Source organism: Niallia oryzisoli, from assembly GCF_043641075.1.
GTDB classification, from domain to species: domain Bacteria; phylum Bacillota; class Bacilli; order Bacillales; family Cytobacillaceae; genus Bacillus_BD; species Bacillus_BD oryzisoli_A.
In genome coordinates this window covers 23,971-50,142 of the sequence record NZ_JBHZRC010000010.1, presented here as the reverse complement: position 1 = coordinate 50,142, position 26,172 = coordinate 23,971, and the positions used below count along the sequence as shown (strand labels likewise).

19 protein-coding genes are annotated in these 26,172 nt (G+C 38.1%); 4 read left to right on the top strand and 15 right to left on the bottom strand.

Annotation, left to right across the window (positions count from 1 at the left end; translation table 11 throughout):
* Positions 1 to 277: 277 nt before the first annotated feature.
* The 10 genes from ACHUFV_RS21390 to ACHUFV_RS21345 all read right to left on the bottom strand — a co-directional run bounded on the left by ACHUFV_RS21390 (position 278) and on the right by ACHUFV_RS21345 (position 11,318).
* Positions 278 to 1,309, bottom strand: coding sequence for a zinc-binding dehydrogenase (locus ACHUFV_RS21390; protein ID WP_394237685.1), 1,032 nt, complete (start codon positions 1,307 to 1,309; stop codon positions 278 to 280).
* Between the two features lie 20 nt (positions 1,310 to 1,329).
* Positions 1,330 to 2,376 carry a galactitol-1-phosphate 5-dehydrogenase gene (locus ACHUFV_RS21385; protein WP_394237684.1) on the bottom strand — a complete coding sequence of 349 codons (1,047 nt, stop codon included), beginning with the start codon at positions 2,374 to 2,376 and terminating at the stop codon, positions 1,330 to 1,332.
* Between the two features lie 128 nt (positions 2,377 to 2,504).
* Positions 2,505 to 3,776: a PTS galactitol transporter subunit IIC gene (locus ACHUFV_RS21380; protein ID WP_394237682.1), complete on the bottom strand. Its 1,272-nt coding sequence runs from the start codon at positions 3,774 to 3,776 to the stop codon at positions 2,505 to 2,507.
* 93 nt (positions 3,777 to 3,869) lie between these two features.
* A complete protein-coding gene (locus ACHUFV_RS21375; protein ID WP_394237681.1) occupies positions 3,870 to 4,148 on the bottom strand; it encodes a PTS sugar transporter subunit IIB in 279 nt (92 codons plus the stop codon).
* Between the two features lie 85 nt (positions 4,149 to 4,233).
* Positions 4,234 to 4,695, bottom strand: a complete 462-nt coding sequence (locus ACHUFV_RS21370; protein ID WP_394237680.1) for a PTS sugar transporter subunit IIA — start codon at positions 4,693 to 4,695, stop codon at positions 4,234 to 4,236.
* 31 nt (positions 4,696 to 4,726) lie between these two features.
* The gene (locus tag ACHUFV_RS21365) at positions 4,727 to 6,778 is read right to left on the bottom strand and encodes a BglG family transcription antiterminator (protein WP_394237679.1); all 2,052 of its coding nucleotides are present in this window, start codon (positions 6,776 to 6,778) and stop codon (positions 4,727 to 4,729) included.
* Between the two features lie 201 nt (positions 6,779 to 6,979).
* Entirely contained in the window at positions 6,980 to 7,171 is a 192-nt protein-coding gene (gene tatA, locus ACHUFV_RS21360; protein ID WP_394237678.1) for a twin-arginine translocase TatA/TatE family subunit, read from the bottom strand.
* Between the two features lie 77 nt (positions 7,172 to 7,248).
* Entirely contained in the window at positions 7,249 to 8,889 is a 1,641-nt protein-coding gene (locus ACHUFV_RS21355) for a PhoX family protein (RefSeq protein WP_394237677.1), read from the bottom strand.
* A 144-nt stretch (positions 8,890 to 9,033) separates the two neighbouring features.
* Positions 9,034 to 9,726, bottom strand: a complete 693-nt coding sequence (locus tag ACHUFV_RS21350) for a response regulator transcription factor (RefSeq protein ID WP_394237676.1) — start codon at positions 9,724 to 9,726, stop codon at positions 9,034 to 9,036.
* A complete protein-coding gene (locus tag ACHUFV_RS21345) occupies positions 9,723 to 11,318 on the bottom strand; it encodes an ATP-binding protein (protein WP_394237675.1) in 1,596 nt (531 codons plus the stop codon). Before ACHUFV_RS21345 ends, ACHUFV_RS21350 begins: the two co-directional genes overlap by 4 nt.
* Positions 11,319 to 11,602: 284 nt before the next feature.
* Here ACHUFV_RS21345 and ACHUFV_RS21340 point away from each other — a divergent pair, with 284 nt between their 5' ends.
* Both ACHUFV_RS21340 and ACHUFV_RS21335 read left to right on the top strand, forming a co-directional pair.
* Positions 11,603 to 12,646: a DctP family TRAP transporter solute-binding subunit gene (locus tag ACHUFV_RS21340; RefSeq protein ID WP_394237674.1), complete on the top strand. Its 1,044-nt coding sequence runs from the start codon at positions 11,603 to 11,605 to the stop codon at positions 12,644 to 12,646.
* Positions 12,647 to 12,934: 288 nt separating this feature from the next.
* A complete protein-coding gene (locus ACHUFV_RS21335; protein WP_394237673.1) occupies positions 12,935 to 14,230 on the top strand; it encodes a dicarboxylate/amino acid:cation symporter in 1,296 nt (431 codons plus the stop codon).
* A gap of 69 nt (positions 14,231 to 14,299) precedes the next feature.
* On the opposite strand, the gene ACHUFV_RS21330 is transcribed toward ACHUFV_RS21335, so the two are convergent.
* The 4 genes from ACHUFV_RS21330 to ACHUFV_RS21315 all read right to left on the bottom strand — a co-directional run bounded on the left by ACHUFV_RS21330 (position 14,300) and on the right by ACHUFV_RS21315 (position 20,270).
* A complete protein-coding gene (locus tag ACHUFV_RS21330; RefSeq protein ID WP_394237672.1) occupies positions 14,300 to 15,661 on the bottom strand; it encodes an alanine/glycine:cation symporter family protein in 1,362 nt (453 codons plus the stop codon).
* A 189-nt stretch (positions 15,662 to 15,850) separates the two neighbouring features.
* Positions 15,851 to 16,528, bottom strand: coding sequence for a GTP pyrophosphokinase (locus tag ACHUFV_RS21325; RefSeq protein WP_394237670.1), 678 nt, complete (start codon positions 16,526 to 16,528; stop codon positions 15,851 to 15,853).
* Between the two features lie 210 nt (positions 16,529 to 16,738).
* On the bottom strand, positions 16,739 to 18,547 hold the full coding sequence (locus ACHUFV_RS21320) for an ABC transporter ATP-binding protein (protein WP_394237668.1): 1,809 nt from the start codon (positions 18,545 to 18,547) through the stop codon (positions 16,739 to 16,741).
* Positions 18,528 to 20,270: an ABC transporter ATP-binding protein gene (locus ACHUFV_RS21315; protein WP_394237667.1), complete on the bottom strand. Its 1,743-nt coding sequence runs from the start codon at positions 20,268 to 20,270 to the stop codon at positions 18,528 to 18,530. Before ACHUFV_RS21315 ends, ACHUFV_RS21320 begins: the two co-directional genes overlap by 20 nt.
* Positions 20,271 to 20,528: 258 nt before the next feature.
* Between ACHUFV_RS21315 and ACHUFV_RS21310 the strand changes: the two genes are divergently transcribed.
* Positions 20,529 to 21,752 carry an MFS transporter gene (locus ACHUFV_RS21310; protein WP_394237665.1) on the top strand — a complete coding sequence of 408 codons (1,224 nt, stop codon included), beginning with the start codon at positions 20,529 to 20,531 and terminating at the stop codon, positions 21,750 to 21,752.
* A 211-nt stretch (positions 21,753 to 21,963) separates the two neighbouring features.
* A complete protein-coding gene (gene adhE, locus ACHUFV_RS21305; RefSeq protein ID WP_394237663.1) occupies positions 21,964 to 24,567 on the top strand; it encodes a bifunctional acetaldehyde-CoA/alcohol dehydrogenase in 2,604 nt (867 codons plus the stop codon).
* 158 nt (positions 24,568 to 24,725) lie between these two features.
* Here adhE and ACHUFV_RS21300 read toward each other — a convergent pair whose 3' ends face one another.
* Positions 24,726 to 26,087: an aspartate kinase gene (locus ACHUFV_RS21300; RefSeq protein ID WP_394237661.1), complete on the bottom strand. Its 1,362-nt coding sequence runs from the start codon at positions 26,085 to 26,087 to the stop codon at positions 24,726 to 24,728.
* Positions 26,088 to 26,172 lie beyond the last annotated feature (85 nt).

Here is a 26,172-nt window from a genome sequence, read left to right as displayed (position 1 = left end):
TAAAAAGATGTAAAACCTCATCACATTAAAATAAGAGAATCCATTTATGCAGGACATTCCAACTTCCACATTTCAATAGTAACATCCCTATCGCCAATATTGGTTGCGGTTTCATCCCATAAAATGTCGGATTGATTGTATTTTACTGTGATGAAGAATGAATGATCAAAACACCTTATTAATTTAAACCATTACTTTTTTAAACAAATAAAAACTCGCTGCCAATAGACCAGCGAGTTTAAAGTCATACCCTCATTTTCTCAATTATTCTACTAAATTAAGATTCTACCACTACTTTGATTTCATTTCCTGCCATAACCGCTTCAAATCCGGTCCGCCACTCTTCTAATGAAACTACCTTCGTCACCATTTTATCGACGTCGATCTTGTTATTTTTTAGAAGGTCCAATGCAATTAACCAAGAGCTTGGCTTTTGTGAACGAGAACCGATATAAGTAATCTCTCTTTGGATTATCGCATCCTGGTTTTGTGAGTTTAATTTTTCCGCAAAGAGACCCACTTGAACAAACGTTCCTTTTTTCTTTACAAGTGGTAATCCTTGATTAAGAGCAGGCACAGCTCCTGAGCATTCAAACACTTTGTCAACTCCATACCCATTGGTATGCTGTAAAACAACTTCTCCTAGATTTTCTTGTAAACTATCAACAATAACGTCAATTCCCATTGATTTAGCTAATTCTAATCGCGGCATATCCTTTGTAATACCAGAAAGAATAACAAATGCACCTTGAGCTTTTACCACCTGAGCTAAGAGTAATCCAATTGGACCAGGGCCAAAAATAAGTACCTTATCATTTTTTGTTACCGTAGTTTTTTCTAATGCAGCATGAACACAGCATGCTAGTGGTTCTGTTAATGAAGCTGCCATCAAACTTATTTCTTCCGGTAACACATGAACACTTTCTTCACGAGAAATAACATATTCCGCAAAGCTTCCATTTACTTGGGTCCCTAAACCTTTTCGATTAGAACATAAATTATAATCTTTTTCTAAACAGTACTCACATTCCCCACAAGTGGTAAACGTAGTTTGGCTCGTTACCCGGTCTCCAACCTTTACATTTCTTACGTCTTGTCCAACCTCTACAACAACACCTGAAAATTCATGTCCCAACACAACAGGAAGTGTAGGGTTACTGTATTCTCCTTTAAATGTGTGAATATCTGAGCCGCAAATACCAGTATACGAGACTTTTATTTTCACCTTATCATCAATTGCTACTGGTTCAGAAATTTCAACAAGTGACATATTATCATAGCCAACTTCATGCTTCACTACTGCTTTCATATCTTATTATCCCTCTCTTTTTACTCAACATTAGGTTTAATCATAACTTTTCCATAAGACTCTTCACGATTAATCATCAAATTAAATGCTTTCTGCGTATCTTCTAATGAGAATCGATGAGATATTAATTCTTTGACATTGATTTTTCCCTTATTAATAAAATCGATGCTCGTTCTCCATTCTTCTCCAGGGAATGGTGCTGAATAAGAGTTCCAGAAGCCTTTCAATGTTAGTTCTCTTCTAAAAATATTCTCAAATGCCTTCTCTGACAAATGGACATCCGAATATGCAATGCCTAAATAGCCCACTTTCCCTTTCTTTCTAGTAATTAACAGGCACTGTTCTTGAGTTATTTTAGATCCAGCACATTCTATTGCTATGTCCACTCCAAGATTATTTGTATATTCATTAATTTTTGACTGTAAGTCTTCTTTTAGTGGATTGATTACTTTATCACAGCCTCTATCCTTCGCTTCTTTTAGCTTTTCCTCAGAAATATCAATCGCGATTATTTCCTTTGCTCCTGCAATTTTTAACCATTCGATAGCTAACATCCCGATTGTACCTGCTCCGAAAACAGCCACCACATCGCCGATCCGTGGTTCAAGCCCTAAAATTCCATGAAGTGCAACGGAAAGTGGTTCAACCATAGCTGCTTCTTCAAAATCCATCTCACCAATTGGAAGTACATTTGAGGCTTTAACATTTACGTATTCGGCAAAGGCTCCAAATGATTTTGCTCCAATCATGCCATAGTCTTCACAGAGAGAAAACTGACCTCTCAAGCAATACTCGCATTTATGGCACGGTTCAAAAGGAACACCTAGAACACGATCACCAATTTCATAATTAGTGACATTCTCGCCTTTCTCGACAATATAACCTGAAAATTCATGACCCATGATAGCTGGTAAAGAATATTTCCATTTACTTGTCATTTTATGTGTATCAGAGCCGCATATCCCCGCTGCCATTACTTTTATCTTCACTTCATCTGCTTTACAAGCTTCTATCTCAATATCTTCATAGACAATCTTATTCTCCGAATACAATACTGCTGCTTTCATGATTGACCTCCTCCGTCCTATTTCCTTAAAGACACCATAAGACAAAATGTCAGAATGAATTTTGTCTTATGGGTGGGTATTTGAAAGAACCGATCCAGCTATAAGACAATCCCTATGCTGTTCAATGATTAAAACATTGCATGCCACATTTGTGAGAATTTCAAAATAGCCCAGTTAAATAAGTTACCTCCAAGGTCTAAACTTGAAATTTCCGTTGCACCACCTGGTGCAGTAAATTGGGCACCTTCCATCATAAGTGTATGAACCGGTGCAAAGTTCGTTGCCATCCAAAGCGATAAGGTGACCATTACAGTCCCTGCAAGTACTGAGTGAACAATGTTTCCTCTTAAATATGCAACTACGAATGCAATATAGAAAGGAATGGTTGCTAAATCACCAAATGGCAATACTCTATTTCCAGGTAAAATAACTGCTATGAATAATGTAATTGGAACTAAAATTAGAGCAGTTGCCATGACAGATGGATGTCCAACAGATAATGCTGCATCCAAGCCAATATAGATATCGCGATCACCATAGCGCTTGTGTAAGAAATTACGTGCTGCTTCTGAAATTGGAATTAAGCCTTCCATTAGAATTTTCACCATACGAGGCATTAATAGCATGACTGCTGCCATGGAAATACCGATTTTTGTTACGCCTCCAACATCATAACCCGCTAATATTCCAATAACTAAACCTAGGATTAATCCCATCATCATCGGTTCCCCGAAGATACCAAAACGTTTTTGAATTGATTCAGGATCTGCATGTAGTTTATTAAGACCAGGGATTTTTGTAATCAGCCAGCCTACTAATATACCAATCGGACCAAATGCAGCAGTTGAACCGGTTGGAAGGGAAATTCCTTCGAGCCCAAAATATTTTTGAATCAATGGAGCTGTCCAGTCAGCCACTTTTAAAACGACAATTTCATAAAGAACTGCACATAGGATAGCAAACCACCAGCTGCCAGTCACAACATATCCAGTTGCACCCGCAGCAATAAAGTGCCAGTAATTCCAAATATCAATGTCTAACGTTTTTGTTCCTTTAAGAACTAGCAAAATGATATTGACCACTAAACAGATTGGAATCAAAATAGCTGCAACCGGTGAAGCCCAGGATGCTGCTGCTGCAGAAGGCCAACCAGCATCCACAACAGTAAGACTTAACCCAAACCGATCAACCATTTGTTGTGCTGCAGGACCTAAATTGTCAACTAAAACACCGATAACTAAGTTAATACCAACGAAACCAATTCCGATGATAATCCCTGATTTAAATGAATTTTTGAATCCAGTACCGAATAATAAACCAATGAATAATATAGCAATCGGCAAAATAACTGTTGGACCTAAATTTAATACGTATTGTACGCCTGCTAATAAACTGTCCATATTAAACCCTCACATTTAAGATTATTTAGATAAAAATAATATGTTTAGTCGGAATATGAATCTGCATCTCACTGAATGCAGACCCATAGCTTCTTACTTTAGATGGTCAAGTATCTTTTTATCCAATGCTTCCATGCCAATACCTGTGATATATGCAGTAGCACTTAAAGCAGGAATTTTGTAGGTTGTGGGAAGAATGGTTGTCGAAACGATTAAATCTGCCCCATCTTGACGAGATGCCACTTCAGCAATTTTACATTGAACAACATTCGCATCAATTTTATTGTCCTTAATTAAATTTTCTACGCGGTTACACACCACTGTTGAAGTTGCGATACCTGCTCCACATGCTACTAATACTGTTTTTGCCATGATTTATTCCTCCAATATATTTACTGTGTAGTAAAATAATTTTTTTGTATATTCATTATAAGAATGAGATAATCATTTATCAGTTTTAAACTAATTGCTTAAATACTGTTCTGACACTTTCTTTATTTTTTGCAGCTAACAAGTAATCTACATTACCCTTATCCTGAATAATCCTCATAAGTTCTTGCAATGCTTCAATTTGACTATGTGGCTGGTTTAAACCCAGCATGATTACAACGCTTACATCTGTTTTCTGACTAGCATCATCCATTAAATGAAACTTAACTGGATTTTCTAATGTAGCCACAGCAATAAATTGTTCTTTCACATATTCTGGATCTGTATGTGGGATTGCAACACTATAATCATTAATCTTTAATCCCGTTGGAAAAACAGACTCGCGTTCCTTAATCTTTTTCAAAAACATTTCATCAACATAGTCGTTTGCTAAGGCTTCATTATAAAAAATTTCAAAGAGTTGATCTTGATCTTCACACGATAGGTTAAGTTTGATCAACTCATCCTTTAAGAATTTTTCTAAAGACAAACTGGCCCTCTCCATTCTGTTATAAAATTTACTATTTTGAATAAAATTTGATCATGTCGTATATTTCTTTTACGCTTTTGTAGTCTTGCATGATTGCAATTGATTCATCTGAACTGGCTAATTTCATTAATTGCAATAATGCAGTTAAATGTTGATTTTTATCGACTGCCGCAATAACGGCGATAAAATGGAGTTTTTTCCCATCCTCTAGAGTAAGACCATTTTCAATCTTCAATAAGCTCATACCAACTTTATTAACTCCATCCTCTGGGCTAGCATGTGGAATGGCAATATTTCTTCCAAGGACGATATGTGGTGAAGCTGCTGGATATTGTTTTTTCATCTCTTCAACATATGACCCTGTTATGACTCCCTTTTCTAAAAGAGGCTTTGCTGCAATTTCAATTGCTTCATGCCAACTCTCAACATAATCCTTTAAAATAATGTTATCTAAATGAATTAAATCTGAAAGTTGAATGGTTACTTTTTGTTCCTGGCCATTTGAGGATTGGGAAGTGAAATATTCTTGCAGCTCATTTTTCAAGGCTTGCTTTTCCACTACTTTGGCGTGTTTTTCAATAATATTGAGTATTTGATGGACATTAATAACATTTGAGTTTAAGCCGAATATTTCCTTCATTACTCGTTGACGCAATTGTAATTTTTCATATTCCGTCATTACACCATTTACCATAAATAATTTCTTATCTGTTTGAATTGGAACCGGAGAGAAAACGATATCTGTTTCTAAGTTCATTTCTTGAAACTCTCGAATTGAAAATGCATCATAGAAATAGAACTCCGGAAATAAATCCCGCAATGAATTTTCCATTAACTTTGAGATCGATACACCATTCGGGCAAACAACCAATGCTTTCTTCTTTGTGTGAATCGTTTCACCACTCTTAATTAAATGACCACCGATTAAAATCGTAAGGAATCCAATTTCATTTTCTGGTATTTTACAATTTATATAATCTTCAAGTGGCTTTAAAGAATCTTTGACCATATAGTGAATAGCCTCAAATTCTTCACTAACCTTTTCGACCATTGAATAATTCGTTGTTAGCTGATACTTTATCCGATAGTAAGCAGGCATCATATGCAATAATAATTTATCTAAAAAGCCCTCTTTATCTTTCAATTGCACTACTGCCTTTCTTTCAAAGGTTTCTAAGCTTTCTCGTAATGCGTTCTTCAACTGAGGAACTTCTCTATCGGTTAAAAATTCTGAAGATAAGACATTTGATGCTAGAAGCTGCAAGGTAATAAACAAACGTTCCGCTTGTGGTACATGCCCTAAATCTTGCACCAATATCTCTGCTGCTTCATATTCCTTTGTATCTGATAATTTTTGATAATCAATATGATAAAAATCGTCGACTAGTTTCCCTCTTTTTATTCGTCTGTATAATATAGCGATGACATATTGTAAGAGTTTCATTCTCTCATCACTAAATTTTAAATAGAGGCGAGTTTCGACCTTTTCCATTAATCGTTTGAGATGTTCAATTTCATCAGTATGGATTTCCAACAATTTTCCAAGATACCATTCACTATCATAAGATCTAAATGCTTCCTGCAACAAATCAACAAGCAGTTTTCTTTTATTCCATTCACTTCCCGATAAATCATATCCATACAATCTAGAATAAATAATTTCCAATTGATATTCTTCAACAATTACTTGAGCGCATTTTAAATCTCTAAGGATTGTATTTTTACTGACGTCGAGTGCACTTGAGAAGTGTACTAACGATAATTCTTCAGAACTGCTAACCAGCATCAAAAGAATAAACTTTGCTCGTTCCTTTTCAGATGGTATATAGCTGCTTTTTCTTGATGAATGATTGATATTCTCTGAAAATATGTCGATGATTACTGGACTAACAATAAACTTACCTGAATTTGTTCTTTTTATTTTTGGATAGTTATTTGCTTCTAACCAATCATTTAATTTATGGAAGCTATAATTAACTTGTCTTCGTGATAGCTGGAATTTCTCTTCTAATTTAGCATTAGAAATTTCGGGGTTACCAAGAACCTCCTTTAATAACTGGTTGCTCCTTTCATCTAAGTACATAAATTGATTCCCCCTTACTGACTTAAGTGTATCAGTTACGTTTATATTTTTGAATGCGGTTTCAGGTCCAACTGTTGTAAGTGAATTGTTTCACATGATGATTTACTATTTATATCATATTTTTATATCTTTAAAATCTAATAAAATAAAAAAGGGCCCGTTTTTTTAAACAGGCCCTTTTACTTTGTTACAAAAAATACATTATTTAATTCTTTTTATTTCTTTCCCATCTGATTCCTCATCATCCGCAACTAAATCCTTAGCTGATTTTTTAAATTCCTTTAACGTCGACCCCACAGCTCGTCCTAATTCAGGGAGCTTTGATGGCCCAAAAATAATCAGCGCAAGTACTAATAATAGAATTAATCCAGGAATCCCAATATTGGTAAGCATATGATTCCTCCTCATAAGTTTGGTGTCAGGCACCAAAGAAAGACACTTGTCCATTTATGGTGTCCGGCACCGAGTAATTAAAATCCAGTAATTGCAATTACAGCTGGTCTAGGCATTGTGTCGCCTTTACGGTGCGGCCACATACTTGTTGGATTTTTGACATCCTTTGAATTTTCACCTGGATGTTGTACAGCTAAGAATAAGGTTGTTTCATCCTGTGTAAAGCATGGTCCTGTCATTTCAGCCTCTACTGGGCCTGAAGCAAATTGATAGGCTTCTCCTACTTCATCTTCTTTTACATTCTTGTAAGCTACAGTTGGAATGACAAATAATCCGTTATTTTTGAAATGCTTATGAATTCCTTTATTTAAGCTGCTTGAAGAAATATCTGTAACTGTCCAAAGATTTGCATTGCTATCAAATGTTAAGTTATCAGGTGCACTAAAGCCGCTCTGCTTACCGCCAGCAGCAAAAATTTCAAAATCAAATGTTAATGAACCAAGATCATTGTTATCCTCGATAAATCTTGTAATATGGCCATGGAAGTTACCATGTTTATCGTTATTTGTATGTGCAATGAAAACAGTTTTATCAAATGGAGAGATTTCCACGTCTTCTGGTCGGTCTGTTGGTGTTCCACCAACTAAAAGTGAAGCTTCATCAGCATATACGAGAACATCTGCTTGAGTTTGGTATTTAGCCTCAAGATCTGCTTTACCATTAATTTTTCCACGAACATTTTCAATTGTCATAGGTTCCCATACGCCTTTTTTCATGTTCGCAACATAAAGTGTACCTTCTTCTAAAAGCTTAGAATTAGCTCTACCAGCTGATTCAACATATTTATCTTTACTAATAAACTTATAAACACATGCGTCTTTAACGTCATCACCCATGTAAACAGCCACGCGGCCATCATTTGTCAGACCCATTGCAGCATTTTCATGGTGGAAGCGCCCTAATGATGTATGCTTACGAACTTGGAATTTAGGATCAAACGGATCCACTTCAACAATCCAGCCATAGTGTTTTTCATCTAGGCCTGCAGCTTCGCAAGTATCTTCATAGTTTTCTTCAGCAGAAAGAACTGTATTCCATAATGTTTTACCGCCAGAACAGTTTGCAAAAGTACCTTTTACTTCTTTAGCTAGGCTTGAGGCTGGGCCGGTTAAGATAAAAGGAGTTAAACCAGAAACTCGGCGAGCAATTGTTGAATCTGAAACCAGCTTCCAGCCGCCTTTTTTGTCTCCTTTTACTTCGATAATAGAGCCGCCTTGTACATAAAGCATTTTTTCAATTTGTGCTGCTGAGTATTTACCATTTGCACCGGGTGCACCCTGAACGAAAAGATCACTAGAATACTCATGGTTTACCCAAAGTAATCCATGGCTGCTTGAACCATTGATAGGGAAATATTGTGTAAAGTCATTATTAAAACCAAATGTATCTCCTGCTTTATTAATTGTATCCCCGTAAGCTGCAATTACTTCATATTTATATCCTTTTGGCAGGATAACATCATCTGCATCAGATGGTGCGATTGGCTTGAAGTTTAAGCCGGATACTTTTTTATTAAAGCCAAATAGATTGTTTGCTGCATCTCTGCCCTTTGCTTCTACCTTTGGAGCTAGTCCACCAAGACCGGTTGATGCAACAGTTAAGGCAGCAGCCCCTGTTCCTACATATGTTAAAAATTTACGGCGATTAATTTCAGTCACGTTAGTACCCTCTTTTCAATTATTTATTACCTTTTCTATAATTAAAATAGTAATAAATATTTGTTAAGAAGATGGTAAGGTCATTTTAAGAGATTCTAAATATTTGTATAGTTCTTTACAGAATTGTAAATCTATTTAGGCTATTCAACCTCTTTTTAACAGGTACTTATTAATTGGTCGGCCAATCCCACCATAATAAATATCCAGCTCTACTTTCCCGCACTTCTCCAAAAAGTCCAGGTATCTTCTAACGGTGACCCTTGCAAGCCCTACACCTTCTGCAACACTTTCAGCTGAAAGAGACTCCTTACACTGAGATAAAAAATCAATGATTTTATCCAATGTCAGTTGGTTTAGCCCTTTTGGAAGAACACCATAATCCTCTTTTATTTCCGATTCTATTTCCTCTGTCTTGAAGAAAATCTCATCTAATTCCTTTTGTGATATACTTTCCTTTTCTAATAACCGAAGGTAGAATGCCCGATAGTTTTCAAGAGATTTTTTTATTCGTTCAAATTTAAATGGTTTAACAATATAATCAAATGCCCCATTCTGAATAAAGGACCGAACCGTTTCCATATCACTCGCTGCCGTTATGGCGATAATATCCACCGTATGTGCCTCTGTTCGAATTTTCAATAGGGTCTCGAGACCATCCAAATCAGGCATGTACACATCCACTAAAGCCAGGTCCGGTTTTAATTCTCTTATCAGCTCCAACCCCTGTACCCCATTATTAGCAACTCCAACCACCTGAAAGCCGTTCACTTGATCAACAAACTGTCGGTTTACCTCCTGTACCATGAGGTCATCCTCTATTAAGACGACTTTAATCATTCTCCCTCACCCATTTCAAATGTAATTGAAAAAGTCGTTCCTTGATCAACCGTTGATTCGACATGGATCCTGCCGTTCCCCTTATCAACGATTTGTTTGACAAGATAAAGACCGATTCCTCTTCCCGTCGCAGAGGTTTTCGAGGTATACCCCTCTTCAAAAATCAATGGCAGCCTATCATTTGGAATACCGCAGCCATTATCCTCTACTAAGATATTTAATATTTTATCCGTTTGTTGAATACTTACATAAATTTCCTTATCGTTTCCCGATCTATTTTTAAAGGAATCAAAGGCATTCTCAATTAAATTTCCAATAATCAGAACAAAATCATGATGGTCCATCAGCTTTGGAAATCCTGTTAAAATACTGCGGCGATCCATTTCAATATGAATCCCAAGCTCCTTCGCGCGGCTGACTTTACCAATCAGCAAACCTACCAGACTATCATCCCCGATATTACGGCTCAAAAATCGCGTCAGTTCTCCCTGCTCCTCGGATGCCTCGAATACATACTCCAAAGCCTTATCGTTTTTCCCCAGCTGAATTAATCCGGCTATCGTATGAAGCTTATTCATATGTTCATGGTTTTGCGCTCTAAGGGCGCCCACAAATGCCTTTACACCCGTCAGCTCCTCAGCAAGTTTTTTCACCTCGGTGCGATCTTGAAAGACAGCAATGGCCCCGACTGTGTTCCCATTTACTTTAATCGGTATTCGATTACTCACAATAGCAAGATTACGAATATGCAAATCCTTATTATAAATTGGCTTATTAACCTCCAATATTTCCGGCAGATAGGAATCAGGCAAGACGGATTTCACCTTCCTGCCAATAACTTCTCCTTCCACCCCAAGCATTTTCTTTGCTCTATCATTAAAGATCGTAATCACTTCATCATTATCTATCGCGATAATTCCTTCCTGCATCGCATTAAAGGTTTCTGTTCGCTCTACAAGAATACGGGCAATTTCCTCCGGCTCAAGCTTAAACATTTGTCTTTTGATATGTCTAGCTAAAATCCATGCTCCCCATGCGCTGAAGCCTAACGTAATACCGGCTGTTAGAAATAATTGGACCTTTAGAGAAGACACCATCGCAAGAATTCCCGGCAGCTTATATCCAACGATGACCACCCCAATTTGCTTATGAGCACTGTTCATAATTGGGACAAAGGCCCGAATCACAGTTCCAACTTCTCCTTTGGCTTTGGAGGTATAGCTATGCTCAGTAAAGGATGCACCCTCATCAGCACTTGTAGAAGGCGTTCCGATAAGCTCAGCATTCGGGTGCGTAAGACGGATGCGATCCATATTAAGAATGACAATATAATCAGCATCATTAATCATCCTTAGTCTCTCTACAATCTTAGATAGCGTTGAATCGGCTTCCGGCTTTTCTCCCATATTTTCATTCATGATTGGCAGTTCAGCAACGGTTCTAGCTGTCAGCAGCGCGCGTTCCTTTACCTCATACTCCTGCTCTCGTAAAAACTGTCCAATCAAAATAACGCCCAAGAGAACTAATGAAAACCAAACAATATAAATAATAAGACTTGTCATTTTCCACTGGATAGATGAACGAATCTTCATAGGGTATCCCCTTCAAATCAAATTCGCTCCGTCGAATTTGCGCTCGGATTTTTATCGACCTCGCTCGATAAATTACCTTTAAAAAATCCGAGGGATCCGCCGGAGGCATAACTTCATTCCTCTACCACTAATACCATGGGAAACGAAAGATGAATGAAGTTAAACTTTATATTTTTATAATATCATGCAATAGCATCCAGACAGAAAGAAAAATGATATCATTAGATTATTGGCAGTCCCTCTAATGGGACTCACACGAAAAATGCAAAAAAGAGGAATATACAATGAAGCACTTTGTGGTTGCCAGCCTGCTTACGATTTTTGGATTAGTTCTCTTTATACTAATTGATACCGAAACAATCTTCCCACAAGAGAAAATGACTATTGATGAAGAACAGCAAGGTTTAGAAAATCAAATAACCATTGTGTTTAGTCATGTTGTGGCCGAAAATACCCCTAAAGGGCTTGCTGCTCAGAAATTCGCTGAACTAGTCTACGAAAAAACAAATGGCCGGGTCAAGGTAGAGGTTTACCCAAATGGAATACTGTATTCAGATAATGAGGAGATTAAGGCACTAAAACGTGGAGACATCCAAATGATTGCACCCAGCTATACCAACATGACAGAGCTTGTACCAGAATGGAAGGTTTTAGATTTGCCGTTCCTTTTTCGTGATTACGAGCACGCTAAAGCTGTTTTTACGGGAAAAACCAGTAAAGAGCTTCTACAGTTTCTTGATAACGAAAATATGAAGGGCTTGGCATTTTGGAGTAATGGCTTCAAACAAATGACAAGCAGTGCTCATCCATTACTTGAACCAGACGATTTTCAGGATCTTACCTTCCGAGTAATGTCAGGTGATGTACTGAAAAAACAGTTTCAATTACTTGGCGCTAAGCCGGTTACCGCTTCTTTCACAGACGTATACAGTTCACTTGAAAAGCGTCAATTTGACGGCCAGGAAAATACGATTTCAAATATCTATTCAAAGGGACTGTATAAATTTCAGCCCTATTTAACCCTAAGCAACCACGGTTACTTGGGTTACAGCGTTATCATAAACAAAAATTTCTGGAGCCGTATTCCTTCTGATATCCAACAGCAAATCAATGAAGCAATGCTAGAAACCACCTACTGGAACATGGATGAATCTAAGAAAATGAACGAAAGTCAGCTGGAAGAGCTAAAAAAGCAAACGGACGTTTCGATCTATGAACTGCCTGATGAAGCAAAAGAACGATGGATGGATAAGTTTAACCCGCTTTATCAAGAAATAGAAAAACAGGTGACAAATGACACAATCAATAATATTTCAAAAAAACAGTAAATAATTTTTCGCTTAAAACGGTCCAATATGGATCGTTTTTTTGTTGTATAACAATATGGAAATTAAACCGCTTTCAATTATTTATTTCAAAAAGTATCGTTTTTAAATATCGATAAACAAACGGTTTTTAATGTTATATAACAAAGAGAGACCAAAAAGAACAAAAAGAACAATAATACCATAATAATAGTTTATTCCAATAGTCTGATAATATAGAAAACAGTTACAAAACGTTCACAAATAAAGGATATAAATAAGGGGAATAAAAACAAAAAGGGGGATATGTAGTTGAAAAAGCTGTTGAACAACTTAACTGTTCGGGTAGTTATTGGTATTTTATTAGGGATTGCAATTGGTTTTATGTTCCCTGAATTCGGGGCAAAGCTTAAAGTGCTTGCTGACATTTTCATTAGGTTAATTAAAATGGTCATTGCACCGATTATCTTTTTTACAGTTGTTATCGGTATTGGAAGTATGGGAGATTTAAAAAAGGTAGGGAGAATTGGCGGCAAAGCCCTTCTCTATTTTGAAATCATCAGCACCTTTGCCCTTGCAATTGGTCTTATTATCGTTAATCTCCTTCAGCCGGGGAAAGGCTTTAACATCGGTGCAGTAGAGGGCGGCGATATCTCTCAATACACTACACAAGCTGCAGAATCTGAACATGGATTCATGTCATTTATTATGGGTATCATTCCAGAAAACGCTGTCGCAGCATTAGCTGGCGGCGAGTTACTGCCAATTTTATTCTTTGCCGTTCTATTTGGAATTTCTATGGCTGCAATGGGTGAAAAAGCAGCGCCCGTTGTGTCTTTGTTCGAAAAGATTTCTGAGATTTTCTTCGGTATTGTAAATATTATCATGAAGTTTTCACCAATCGCGGCATTTGGTGCCATGGCATACACAATTGGTAATTTCGGTCTTGGCTCACTTGTATCACTTGGAAAGCTGATGGGTTCCGTTTATATTACGATGTTCCTATTTGTTGTCTTAATTTTAGGTGCAGTTGCTAAATTTTATAAATTTAATATTTTTAAGTTTATTTCCTATATCAAAGAAGAGATCCTCCTTGTTTTAGGAACATCTTCTTCAGAATCAGCGCTTCCAAAAATGATGGAACGTTTAGAGAAGTACGGCTGTTCGAAATCTGTAGTCGGTTTAGTTGTTCCAACAGGTTACTCTTTTAACCTAGATGGTACGGCAATTTACTTATCAATGGCTGCCATCTTTATTGCACAGGCCTATGGAGTGGACCTTTCAATCTGGCAGGAAATCACTTTATTAGGAATCTTGATGCTAACATCAAAAGGCGCTGCCGGTGTTACAGGATCAGGCTTTATCACACTTGCAGCAACCTTAGCTGCTTTCCCGATGATTCCTGTTGAAGGTATTGCTTTACTATTAGGTGTTGACCGCTTTATGTCTGAAGCAAGAGCCATCACAAACCTAATCGGTAACGGTGTTGCTACAGTTGTTGTTTCGAAAATGGAAAATGAATTCCACCCAGGTGTTGCAGAGACAGAAGAAGAAAAAAGCGTTCCAAAAGCGGAGAAACACACTGTTATTCAATCTGAAATAGGATAATTCAAAGCAAATGCAAAAAGCCTGTAATGATAGTAAACTACTATCATTACAGGCTTTTTTGTTTTAAGATTAGGCCGTGACATTGGTCCCTTTTTGCGCTTCTAATTTCTCTTGAGCTCTCAGCTTTTTAAACTCCTTCGTTGAAGCTACGACTACTCCCGATAAAGCAATAAGTCCGATTAAGTTCGGGATGGCCATTAATGCATTAAAGATATCAGCGATTGTCCATACCAAACCGAGATTCATACCTGCTCCAAGTAAAACGGTTAAAGTATAAACCACTCGATAGGCTGTAATTGATTTATCCCCAAAAAGATATTCAAAGCATTTTTCTCCATAATAAGCCCATCCTAGAACAGTGGAATACGCGAATAAAATAATTCCAATTGTAACAATCCAGCCCCCGCCTGGAAGCAGCGCATCAAACGTTTCGGTTGTTAATGCCGCCCCTGTTAGGTCACCGTTTCCAATATACATGCCGCCCATTACTAAGGTAATACCTGTAATCGAACAAACAACAATTGTATCTAAAAACGTTCCTGTCATCGAGATAAGTGCTTGACGACCTGGATGGTCTGTCTTTGCAGCTGCTGCAGCTATCGGTGCGGAACCCATACCTGCTTCATTGGAAAATACACCGCGCGCAACTCCCCACCGAATAACAGCGCCAATCGCTCCACCTGCAACTGCCTGCCCCGTAAATGCATCTGTAAAAATAAGTCCTAAAGCAGAGGGCAAAATATCAATATTCATTAAAATGATTACAAGACCGCCTGCTACATAAAAAACAGCCATGATTGGAACAAAGTATGACGTTACTCTTCCAATGCTTTTTATTCCGCCTAATATTACAAGGGCCGTAAAAATCGTTAAAATAATTCCAGTAATCCATGGATTCAAGCCAAAGCTTGATTCTACAGCAGCAGCAACAGAGTTTGATTGAACTGAGCTTCCGATACCAAAGGCTGCAATGGAACCAAACAGGGCAAATAGAACAGCAAGCCATTTCCAGCCCAAGCCTTTTTCAATAAAATACATAGGTCCGCCAGCCATCTGGCCGTTTTTACCAACAACACGATATTTAACTGCTAGAATGGCTTCGGAATATTTTGTCGCCATCCCAACGAGTGCTGTTACCCACATCCAGAATACAGCTCCAGGCCCCCCCAAAACAACCGCCGTTGCAACTCCGGCTATATTTCCGGTACCAATTGTAGCAGCCAAAGCTGTCATTAAGGATTGGAAGTGAGAAATATCGCCTTCAGAGGTCTGGTCTTGATTTTTTGTAAAGGCAAGCTTTAACGCATACGGTAAACTGCTAAACTGGTAAAAACCAATCCGGAATGTGAGAAACAACCCTGTTCCAACAATGAGGATAAGTGTCGGAGGACCCCAAACAAAATCGCTTACCATGGTTAAAAACTCTGACATTCTAACACCAGCCTTTCCATATTTTGAAAATTAAATCTATTCCAATTATATTGAAGTTTTCTATTAATAACAATAAATTTATTTAAAAATCAGCACTTTTGTTATACAACAGACTAAAAAATAATAGAAAATAAAAAAAGGAAAACGAATGTGTAATTCCCACCACTCGTTTTCCTACTCTATACACGATTAAATTTTCATTGCTTCTAATTTATAAAGATCCACTTCGTCACTGATTTTTTTCATCTTTTCATCTAAAAAATGAGCAGCCTCTGCAGCATTCTTTAATTCCATTTGCAGCTCATGAGGGATTTCTTTGTCAAACTTGTAGTAGATTTTATGCTCCAGACTTGCCCAGAAGTCCATAGCAATGGTTCGTATCTGTATTTCAACCTTTACCTTTTCCACATGATTTGAAAGGAAAACAGGTATTTTCACGATTAAATGCAGGCTTTTATAGCCGTTTGCTTTTGGATGTTTGATATAATCCTTGACTCTTATGACTTCAATGTCATCCTGTCTGCTGATTGCTTCATACATCGTATAAATATCTGATATAAAAGAACATGTAATTCGAACTCCAGCGATATCATGAATATGTTCCAGCGCATTTTCAATGGTAATATCTATTCCTTTTCGCTGAAGCTTCTTCACAATACTTGCCGGGCTTTTAATTCTGGATTTCATATGTTCAATCGGATTGTGATTATGAATATATTGATATTCTTCATTTAGTATTTTTAGTTTTGTATTGATTTCTTCTAGGGCAAATTTATAGACAAATAATTGTTCTTTCCATTCATTTAGGTTTGATTGCAGATTTTCAGTTTCAAGAACCTTTTTTTTCAATTCTTCTGTTGGTATCATTAGGGTTAAAAAGTCTCCTTTGGTTTCCTATACACTTTTTCAGCGTTAATGCCAAGCTTCCTCAATACTTCTATGATTTGATCAATCGTTTTCAACCTTGTCCGCCATCCCTCATGAAATGTCTTCTAGATTAGTATAGTATAATATGACCAGTCAGTCAAAAGGTAAGAAGAGGCCCCTCGTTGAGTGCCCCCTTTACATTATTTCTAGTCATTGACCACTAAGTTCATAGTAGTACCCTTTACTACCTATCAGTTCATCATGCGTGCCACTTTCCAGGATTTTCCCTTCCGACAAAACAAGGATTTGATCGGCCCTTCGAATCGTATTTAGACGATGAGCAACAACAAAGCTCGTTCTTCCCTTCATCAGGCGACCAAGTGCTTCTTGAATTCGCAGCTCTGTTACAGTATCAATACTGCTTGTGGCCTCATCTAATATTAAGATAACCGGATCGGCTAATACTGCCCTTGCGATGGACAAAAGCTGTTTTTGACCCTGACTGATTCCGCCGCCATCCTGTTTCAGTATTGTATCATACTGGTTGGGCAGCTTCATGATAAAGGAATGAGCATTCGCTGCCTTAGCTGCTTCTATCACCTCTTCATCAGATGCATTTAGCCTTCCAAAGCGAATATTCTCCCGAATCGTCCCTTCAAAAAGATAGGAATCCTGAAGAACAAACGCCATTGATTTCCTCAGGCTTTCTCTTGTAATCGTTTTAATTTCATGACCATCAATCCATATACTGCCACTCCCTGCATCGTAAAATCGCGATAGAAGATTGATAATGGTTGACTTACCCGCTCCAGTCGGACCGACAAGCGCAATCATTTCCCCTTTTGAAGCAGTAAAACTAACATTCTGGATGGTTTGAGAATCCTCTTCATACGAAAAGTAAACATTACGGAACTCAATTTCTCCCTTCATATTTGAAAGTGACACTGCATTCTCTTCATCATTTGTTTCCTCATCCAGTTCAAGAATCTCAAAGACACGTTCAGCACCTGCTACTGCAGATAATAATGTATTAAACTGATTAGCCAAATCATTAAGCGGTCTTGTAAATTGTCTGGCATATTCGGTAAAAATAACAATCGTCCCGATCGTGACAGCCCCTTTTAAGGCTAACACTCCACCAGCCGCAGCGACGATAGCAAAGCTCAGATTATTTAAGACGTTCATTAGCTTGGGAATTAATCCCGAATAGGATTGTGACCAGAAGCCTGCTATCTTTAGCTTTTCACTTTTGTCATCAAAATCCGCAAGAACCTTCTGTTCCTGGGAAAAGGCTTTAACAATTCTTTGTCCGGAAATGGTTTCCTCAATAAAGCCATTCAGTTCCCCAAGGTTTCGCTGCTGCTCCTTAAAAAGCCTGCTCGTCCGGTTCGTAATCCACTTCATCCCCATGTACATTAATGGCACAATAATCAGTGTAACCATTGTTAACAAAGGGCTTAAGAAAAGCATAACAAGAATGGTGCCTGCTAAGGTTAGGATACTTGAAATGATTTGAATAAACGAACTGTTTAATGTCGAACTGACATTTTCAATATCATTCGTGACCCTGCTCATTAATTCACCATGCTTTTTTTTATCGAAAAAGGAAATAGGAAGCTTATGGAGATGTTGAAAAAGCTCCCTCCTCATTGTCCTTACAGTTTTTTGGGCAATCCCAATCATCGAGTAATTCTGCAGCCATAGTGATAGTGAATGCAGTATGAATATGAACAGCAGGCTGGATAATACCATAATAAGCCCCGTTGGATTTTTCGAGACAATATACTCATCAATCGCTCTCCCTAATAAAAAGGGGCCAAGCAGTCCAAGTCCTGAGCTTAGTATCACCATAATAAAAACGAACAGTAATTTTCTCTTATGAACGATTAGATAGTTCCATAGTTTCTTTATCGTACCTTTCCAATCATTGATTGAAACCTTCTGCTTTGTTTTCTTACTAGCTTCAGGGTTTAATTCGATCCTCTTATATTGAAATGGTTTACTTAGCTCCTTGAGCATTTTCAATCCTCCCTTCTTCTAATTGTGATTGATAAATTCGCTGATAGAGAGGAGAAAATGCTAGTAATGAATCATGATTTCCCTTCGCAAGCAGTCTTCCATCCTCTAGAAGTAATACTAAATCTGCATGGATAGCTGTACTAATCTTTTGAGTGACGATCAACGTGGTACAATCATATGTCTTAACAGCCTCCAGCAGCTTCCTTTCTGTTTGAAGGTCTAATGCGCTTGTGCTGTCATCAAGCAGTAATATTTGCGGCTTTCTGATGAGTGCTCTGGCAATCGAAAGACGCTGCTTCTGTCCGCCGGACAAATTCACTCCTTTTTGTCCAAGTTTTGTCTCGTATTGATCCGGAAATTTACAAATCGTCTCATGAATTTGGGCATCTTTAGCAGCAGTGATGACCTCTTCCATGCTGGCATCCGTTTTCCCCCACAAAATATTTTCTTTTACCGATCCCGTAAACAGCAAGGATTCCTGCGGGACATAGCCAATCTGCATTCGAAGCTGCTGCATGTTAAACCGATTTACATTCTGATCATCAATTAAAACCTCCCCTTGATCAGCATCGTATAACCGAGGAATAAGCTGAAATAATGATGTTTTTCCAGAACCGGTTGCCCCAAGTACAGCAACGGTCTGCTTATGTCTGATCACGAAGGATAGATCCTCAATGACGGTTACGGCTGTTCCAGGGTAACGAAAAGAAACCTGTTTAAATTCAATCTTACCTGTCAAAGAAGCATACTGTTCTGTTCCTCCATCATGATCATGTTGGTCAACCTTCTCGGTTAATACCTCTGAAACCCTGTCCGCCGAGGCCCTGAAACGTGAAAAGGCAGAAATAATAAAGGACAGAACTGATAATGACGAGGTAATCCGCAGTGCATAATTGATGATCGCAACAACCTCTCCTATCTTGACACCGCCTTGATTGATTTCAGCACGGCCAAACCATAGCAGGCCCAGAATACTGACGTTCATAACAAATAGCAATATCGGCATAATCGTTTCCATGAATCTTAATGCATCTGATGTTTTTTCCATCAGCTGTGAGCTTTCCTGATTGAAGCGGTTTGATTCATGCTTTTGCCGTAGAAATGCCTTAATCAATCTCATGGCGGTTAGGTTCTCCCGCATCACGCTATTTACCTTATCAAGCCTTTTCTGAACTTCTCCGAACTGCTTTCTACCTTTTTGCAATACATACACAAGAAAAAGGAACACAAATGGAACCGTTACGATAAGAATAAGAGCCAGCTTACTATTAACAACAAACGCCATAATCATGGCACCAATAATGAGTAATGGCGCCCTCATCATGATTCGTAATCCCATAAAGATCGTATTTTGAAGCTGTGTGACATCATTTGTCAGCCGTGTGATGAGAGAAGCAGTAGGATATTGATTTAAATTGGCAAATGAGAAGCGCTGTATCTTTTCATATAGTACTCTTCTGATATCATTGCCGTAGCTTTGGCTTACATGCGCCGCATAGAAGGAGTTTGTCACGCCTGACAGAAACGATAGAAGAGAAATACCTGTCATTACGCCACCCCAAAGCAATACTGTGGAAAGCTGCTCCTTTAAGATCCCTTCATCTATTACCTTTGCCATTAGGTACGGCTGTATGAGTTCGACAGCTAACTCAATTAGCATTAGGACTAGAGCAAATAATGCTGGAAATCGATAGGGTTTTAAAAATGAAAAAACACTTGCCATGTGAAGCCTCCTCCAGTTGATAAGCTTTTACTGCCTTGCATCCTTTGAATGAAAGGAATGTAGTTAATTAAATCATACATGTTTTCTGAATATTATTAAAATATTTCATCCTACTAAAATGATCCATTTCACCCAACCATTAACCTTAGAGGATTTCAACTGGTAAGGTTAATTCCTTCATTTTTTCTAGTAAATGGACTATGATATTAAATATATATTTAGTTTCACGAAATATTCGAGGAAAGAAGTGTTTATAGAATGCTAGAACAAAAGCAAGCTCGTCGTAATCTACGGATTATGTGGTTTGCAAACTTTTTTGTCGGTGCAAGTATGACAATGGTTCTCCCCTTTATTTCACTATTAATTGAAACCTTTGGGGATTACTCTTCAACATATGTACAGCATTGGGCAGGATGGACCTTTGCTGTTACGTTTGTAACGGCATTTATTTTTGCACCTATTTGGGGAAAAGTCGGAGATCATTACGGACGAAAGAAAATCCTTATTTTCTCTGGTCTCGGATTAGCCACATCACTCTTTCTAATGGGATTTGTTTCATCTGTTTTTGAGTTGTTTATCCTTCGATTTTTCACAGGCATTTTTACCGGCTTTATTCCGATGTCACAGGCCTATATTTCAACACAGACATCTAAGGAAAAAGCAGGGAGGGTACTCGGAACCTTACAAACTGGAAATATTACCGGGAGTTTGATGGGGCCGCTTCTAGGTGGTTTGCTCGCGGATTCTGTCGGCTTTGCTGCTACCTTCCAAACAACCTCCTTCAGCATCGTTATTTCAGTCATTCTAGTATTAACAACGAAGGAATTTAGATTAAAAGCAAAGGCCAATGAAAAGAAGAGCTATTCCAGCAAAGAGGTCTTAAGTCATATTATCCATAACCCTGTTATGATTACTGTTTTGCTTTTATCAACGCTTATCCAGGTTGCTAATTTTAGCATCCAGCCCATTCTATCCTTGTTTGTCAGTGAATTACACGGTGCTGCAAATTTAGCCTTTTTCTCTGGTTTAGCCTTTTCCTTAACAGGCCTGGGAAATTTACTGATGGCACGAAAATGGGGAAGCCTTGGAGATAGTTTTGGACATATTAAACTGCTCGTTATCCTCTTGTTTGTAACAGGAATCATTTATCTTCCTGGGGCCTTTATTACAGAGTATTGGCATCTTCTTGTTATTCGGTTCGTGCTTGGAGCTGCGATGGGCGGGTTGATTCCGTTAAGGGTTGCCTATATACGCCGAGAAGCACCTATTGCCATGCAGGGTGAAGTATTAGGATATAACACAAGCCTCCAATTCCTTGGAAATATGATTGGTCCTTCAATTGGTGGTATTATTTCAGGATACTTTGGTTTTGGTTCTGTTTTTATCACAACAAGTGTTTTACTGCTGATATGTGGATTCATTTTATTAGCCGCTGTCCGCAGACAGATAAAAGCAGTTAAACCTTCTTTTAGAGCGAGTTAAGTAAATAGATAGAGTATGAGACTGATAAAATCATCAGTCTCTTTTTTCTATGGGAATTTGTAAAATTATTGAAACTGTGACATATATTACTTTCTATACAATATTATTCTATAATTAGACAAACACAATGTAAGCCCTTTCATTTATAATGAAAACTGTACCAAATATTTATAATCTTCATAAAAGCATCTATTAATCAGGGGGTTTTGTCATGGCTATCAAAGAAAAAGAGTTAACTAAAGAAATGGCTGTCACTAAAATGATTGACACTCTAGTATCAAACGCCCAAGAAGCTTTAAAACAATTTAAGAATTTCAACCAAGAACAAGTTGATAACATCGTTCATGAAATGGCCCTTGCAGGTATTGACCAGCATATGCCATTAGCTAAACTAGCAGTTGAAGAAACGAAGCGTGGTGTTTATGAAGATAAGATTATTAAAAATATTTTTGGTACAGAGTACATATGGAATACAATTAAAAATTACAAGACTGTAGGAGTTATCAATGAGGATGAACTTGCTGGCGTGGTAGAAATCGCTGAGCCGGTTGGTGTTATTTGCGCTATGACACCTGTAACAAACCCAACTTCTACAACCATGTTTAAATCATTAATCTCTATTAAAGCACGTAACCCAATTATTTTTGCCTTCCACCCATCTGCACAAAAATGCTCTAGCGAAGCTGCGAGAATTTTAAGAGATGCAGCTGTTAAGGCTGGAGCACCAGAAAACTGTATTCAATGGATTGAAAACCCATCTTTAGAAGCAACAACACAGTTAATGCATCACCCTGGGGTTTCTTTAATTCTTGCAACAGGAGGAGGCGGAATGGTTAAATCTGCTTATAGTTCCGGAAAGCCGGCACTTGGAGTAGGACCAGGTAACGTTCCTGCCTATATTGAGAAAACAGCCAATATTAAACGCGCTGTAAATGACGTCGTTCTTTCCAAGACTTTTGACAATGGAATGATCTGTGCGTCTGAACAAGGAATTATTGTTGATAAAGAAATCTATGATGCTGTAAAGCAAGAATTAATTTCTCATAACTGTCATTTCTTAAATGCTGAAGAAAAAGCTAAGGTTGAGAAATTGGTTATTAACGAAAATACATGTGCAGTAAATCCATTTATTGTTGGACAATCCGCCGTTGATATTGCCAAAATGGCTGGTGTGAAAGTAGCTGAAGGCACAAAGATACTGATTGCAGAATTAACAGGTGTTGGTGCTGACCATCCGCTTTCACGTGAAAAATTAAGTCCTGTATTGGCATGCATCAAGGTAAACTCTACTGAAGAAGGCTTAAAACGCGCTGAAGAAATGCTCGAATTCGGCGGACTTGGCCATACTGCAGTGCTTCATTCTAATAGTCAAGAGGTTAAAGATGAGTTCGGCAGAAGAATGAAGGCAGGTCGTCTAGTTCTTAACTCTCCATCTTCACAGGGTGCAATCGGTGACCTTTATAATTCATTGGTACCATCATTAACACTTGGATGCGGATCCTTTGGAGGCAACTCTGTTTCAGCTAACGTAACGACTACACACTTAATTAACGTCAAGCGCATGGCAAGGAGAAACAAAAATATGCAATGGTTCAAGATTCCGCCAAAGATCTATTTCTATAAAAACTCAGTCCAATATTTAGCTGTTATGGAAGGCATTAAAAAGGTTGCCATTGTAACTGACCCAGCGATGGTTAAGTTTGGATATGTAGATAGGGTGACTCATTATTTAGATCAGCATCCAAATAATGTTCACTATCAAATCTTCTCTGAAGTTGAACCAGATCCTTCTCTTGATACAGTAATGAAGGGTACTCAAATGATGAGAAACTTCGAGCCGGATGTAATTATCGCATTGGGCGGAGGCTCTGCAATGGACGCTGCTAAAGGTATGTGGCTGTTCTATGAGCATGATGATGTTGACTTCTTTGGCTTAAAGCAAAAATTCTTGGATATCAGAAAGCGTATTGTTAAGTACCCATCCCTTGGTAAAAAGGCTAAGATGGTTGCCATTCCAACTACTTCCGGTACTGGTTCAGAAATGACATCATTTGCTGTTATTACCGATAAAGCTAATAATATGAAGTATCCATTAGCAGACTATGAGTTAACACCAGATGTAGCGATCATTGATCCACAGTTTGTTATGACTCTGCCTAAAGGAGTTACAGCAGATACAGGTATGGACGTTTTAACACATGCGATTGAAGCATATGTATCCATTATGGCAAATGATTACACTGATGGTCTTGCAATCAAAGCCATTCAGTTAGTGTTCGAATATCTGCCAAAAGCATATGCAAATCCAAGTGATGAAGAAGCCCGTGAAAAAATGCATAATGCATCAGCAATCGCAGGTATGGCGTTTACAAACGCATTCCTTGGAATTAACCACTCTTTAGCTCATAAGCTTGGAGCTGAGTTCCATGTTCCACACGGACGTGCCAATGCGATTCTTATGCCACATGTTATTCGTTTCAATGCAACAAGACCAACGAAACTTGCTGCATTCCCTAAATATGAGCACTTTATTGCAGATCAGCGCTATGCTGAGATTGCTAGAATTCTAGGACTTCCTGCTCGCACGACAGAAGAAGGTGTCGAAAGCCTAGTTCAAGCTATCATTAACCTAGCTAAGAGCATGAATGTTCCTATGAGCATTGAATCACAGGGAATTGACAAGAAGGAATTCGAAAGCAGATTAGATCTATTATCTGACCGCGCATTCGAAGACCAGTGTACAACTGCCAACCCTAAGATGCCTCTTGTAACTGAGCTGGCTGAAATCTATCGCAAAGCATACAAAGGCGTGTAATAAATAATATTAAACACTAATAAATGACCACAACCACCAAAGGCCGGCGAGATGTATGAAGCATCTCACCGGCCTTTTTATTACAAAAAAGGTGTCAGGCACCACAGATGGACAAATACAGTCTTTTGTCTTTTTGGGGTGCCTGACACCAGATTTAATTATGCTAATACTGATGCAAAAAATTCGTTGTATAATGCTTGCACGGCTCTTTTCTCATCGTGAGCCTTTACTCCAAACATCATACTAACCTCTGATGATCCTTGGTTAATCATATCAATATTGATTCCTGCATCGGCTAGTGCCTTTGCTGCTCTAGATGTTGTTCCGACATTATGACGCATTCCTTCTCCTACAACCATAATTAAGGCAAGATGGTGCTCAATCTCTACTTCATCTGCATGAAGCTCGATTTGGATTCGCTTAATTACTTCCCTTTCTGTCGCTTCATCCATTTGATCCTCGCGAAGAATGACAGTAATATCATCAATTCCAGATGGAACATGCTCATAGCTTAAGTTGAATTCCTCAAGAATTTGCAAAAGCTTGCGTCCGAACCCAATTTCTCTATTCATTAAATACTTTCCAACGTAAATGGAGCAAAAACCATCGTCGCTTGCAATTCCAATCACAGGACCATTCGTATTTGCACGTTTATTCACAATTTTAGTCCCAGGTGCAGAAGGATTATTTGTGTTCTTTACCTGTACAGGAATACCTGCACGGAAAGCAGGAATTAAGGCCTCATCATGGAATACAGAAAATCCTGCATAGGAAAGTTCACGCATTTCACGATAGGTTAATTCGCGAATTTCTTTCGGATTATTGACAATTGAAGGATTAACAGTGTAAACAGCATCAACGTCAGTAAAGTTTTCATACAAATCAGCCTTCACACCATTTGCTAAGATTGAACCTGTAATATCAGAGCCGCTGCGTGAGAACGTTAATACATCCCCCTCTTTGCTGTAGCCAAAGAATCCGGGAACAATTAAAATACCTGAACGCTCACGTAACCGGTACAAGTTATCATAGGATTCCGGCAGTACCTGGGCATTTCCAGGTTCATTTGTCACATAAAGTCCAGCCTCTTTTGGGCTGACATAATGTGCTTCTACATTTTTTGATTGAAAATAAGCTGCAACAAGCTTTGCATTATTGTCTTCTCCGCTTGCTTTCATGGCCTCAATAAACAATTCAGGCTTACTTTTATCCTGATTCATAATGGACAAGAGGTTTTGTTCAATTTCATCAATAATCGCCGAAGAAATCTGCAATTCCTCTGCGATAAGAGAATATCTTTTTAGAACGGCCTTTAATTCCTCTTCAACCGCTTTACCTGCTAAACATGCCTCACCTAAGGAAATTAATTGATCTGTCACTTTTATATCATCACTATACCGTTTACCGGGTGCTGATACGACAACAATTTTTCTTTGAGGATCAGACAAAACGATATTAAATACTTTTTCAACCTGTGTTCCTGATGCTAAAGAGCTTCCGCCAAATTTTACTACCTTCATTTCGTCATCTCCTATATCCTAATTTTCAGTCAAATTTATATTTCATTATTATCCTCCCTTTTCTAAAAAATTGCAATAGTTTTTT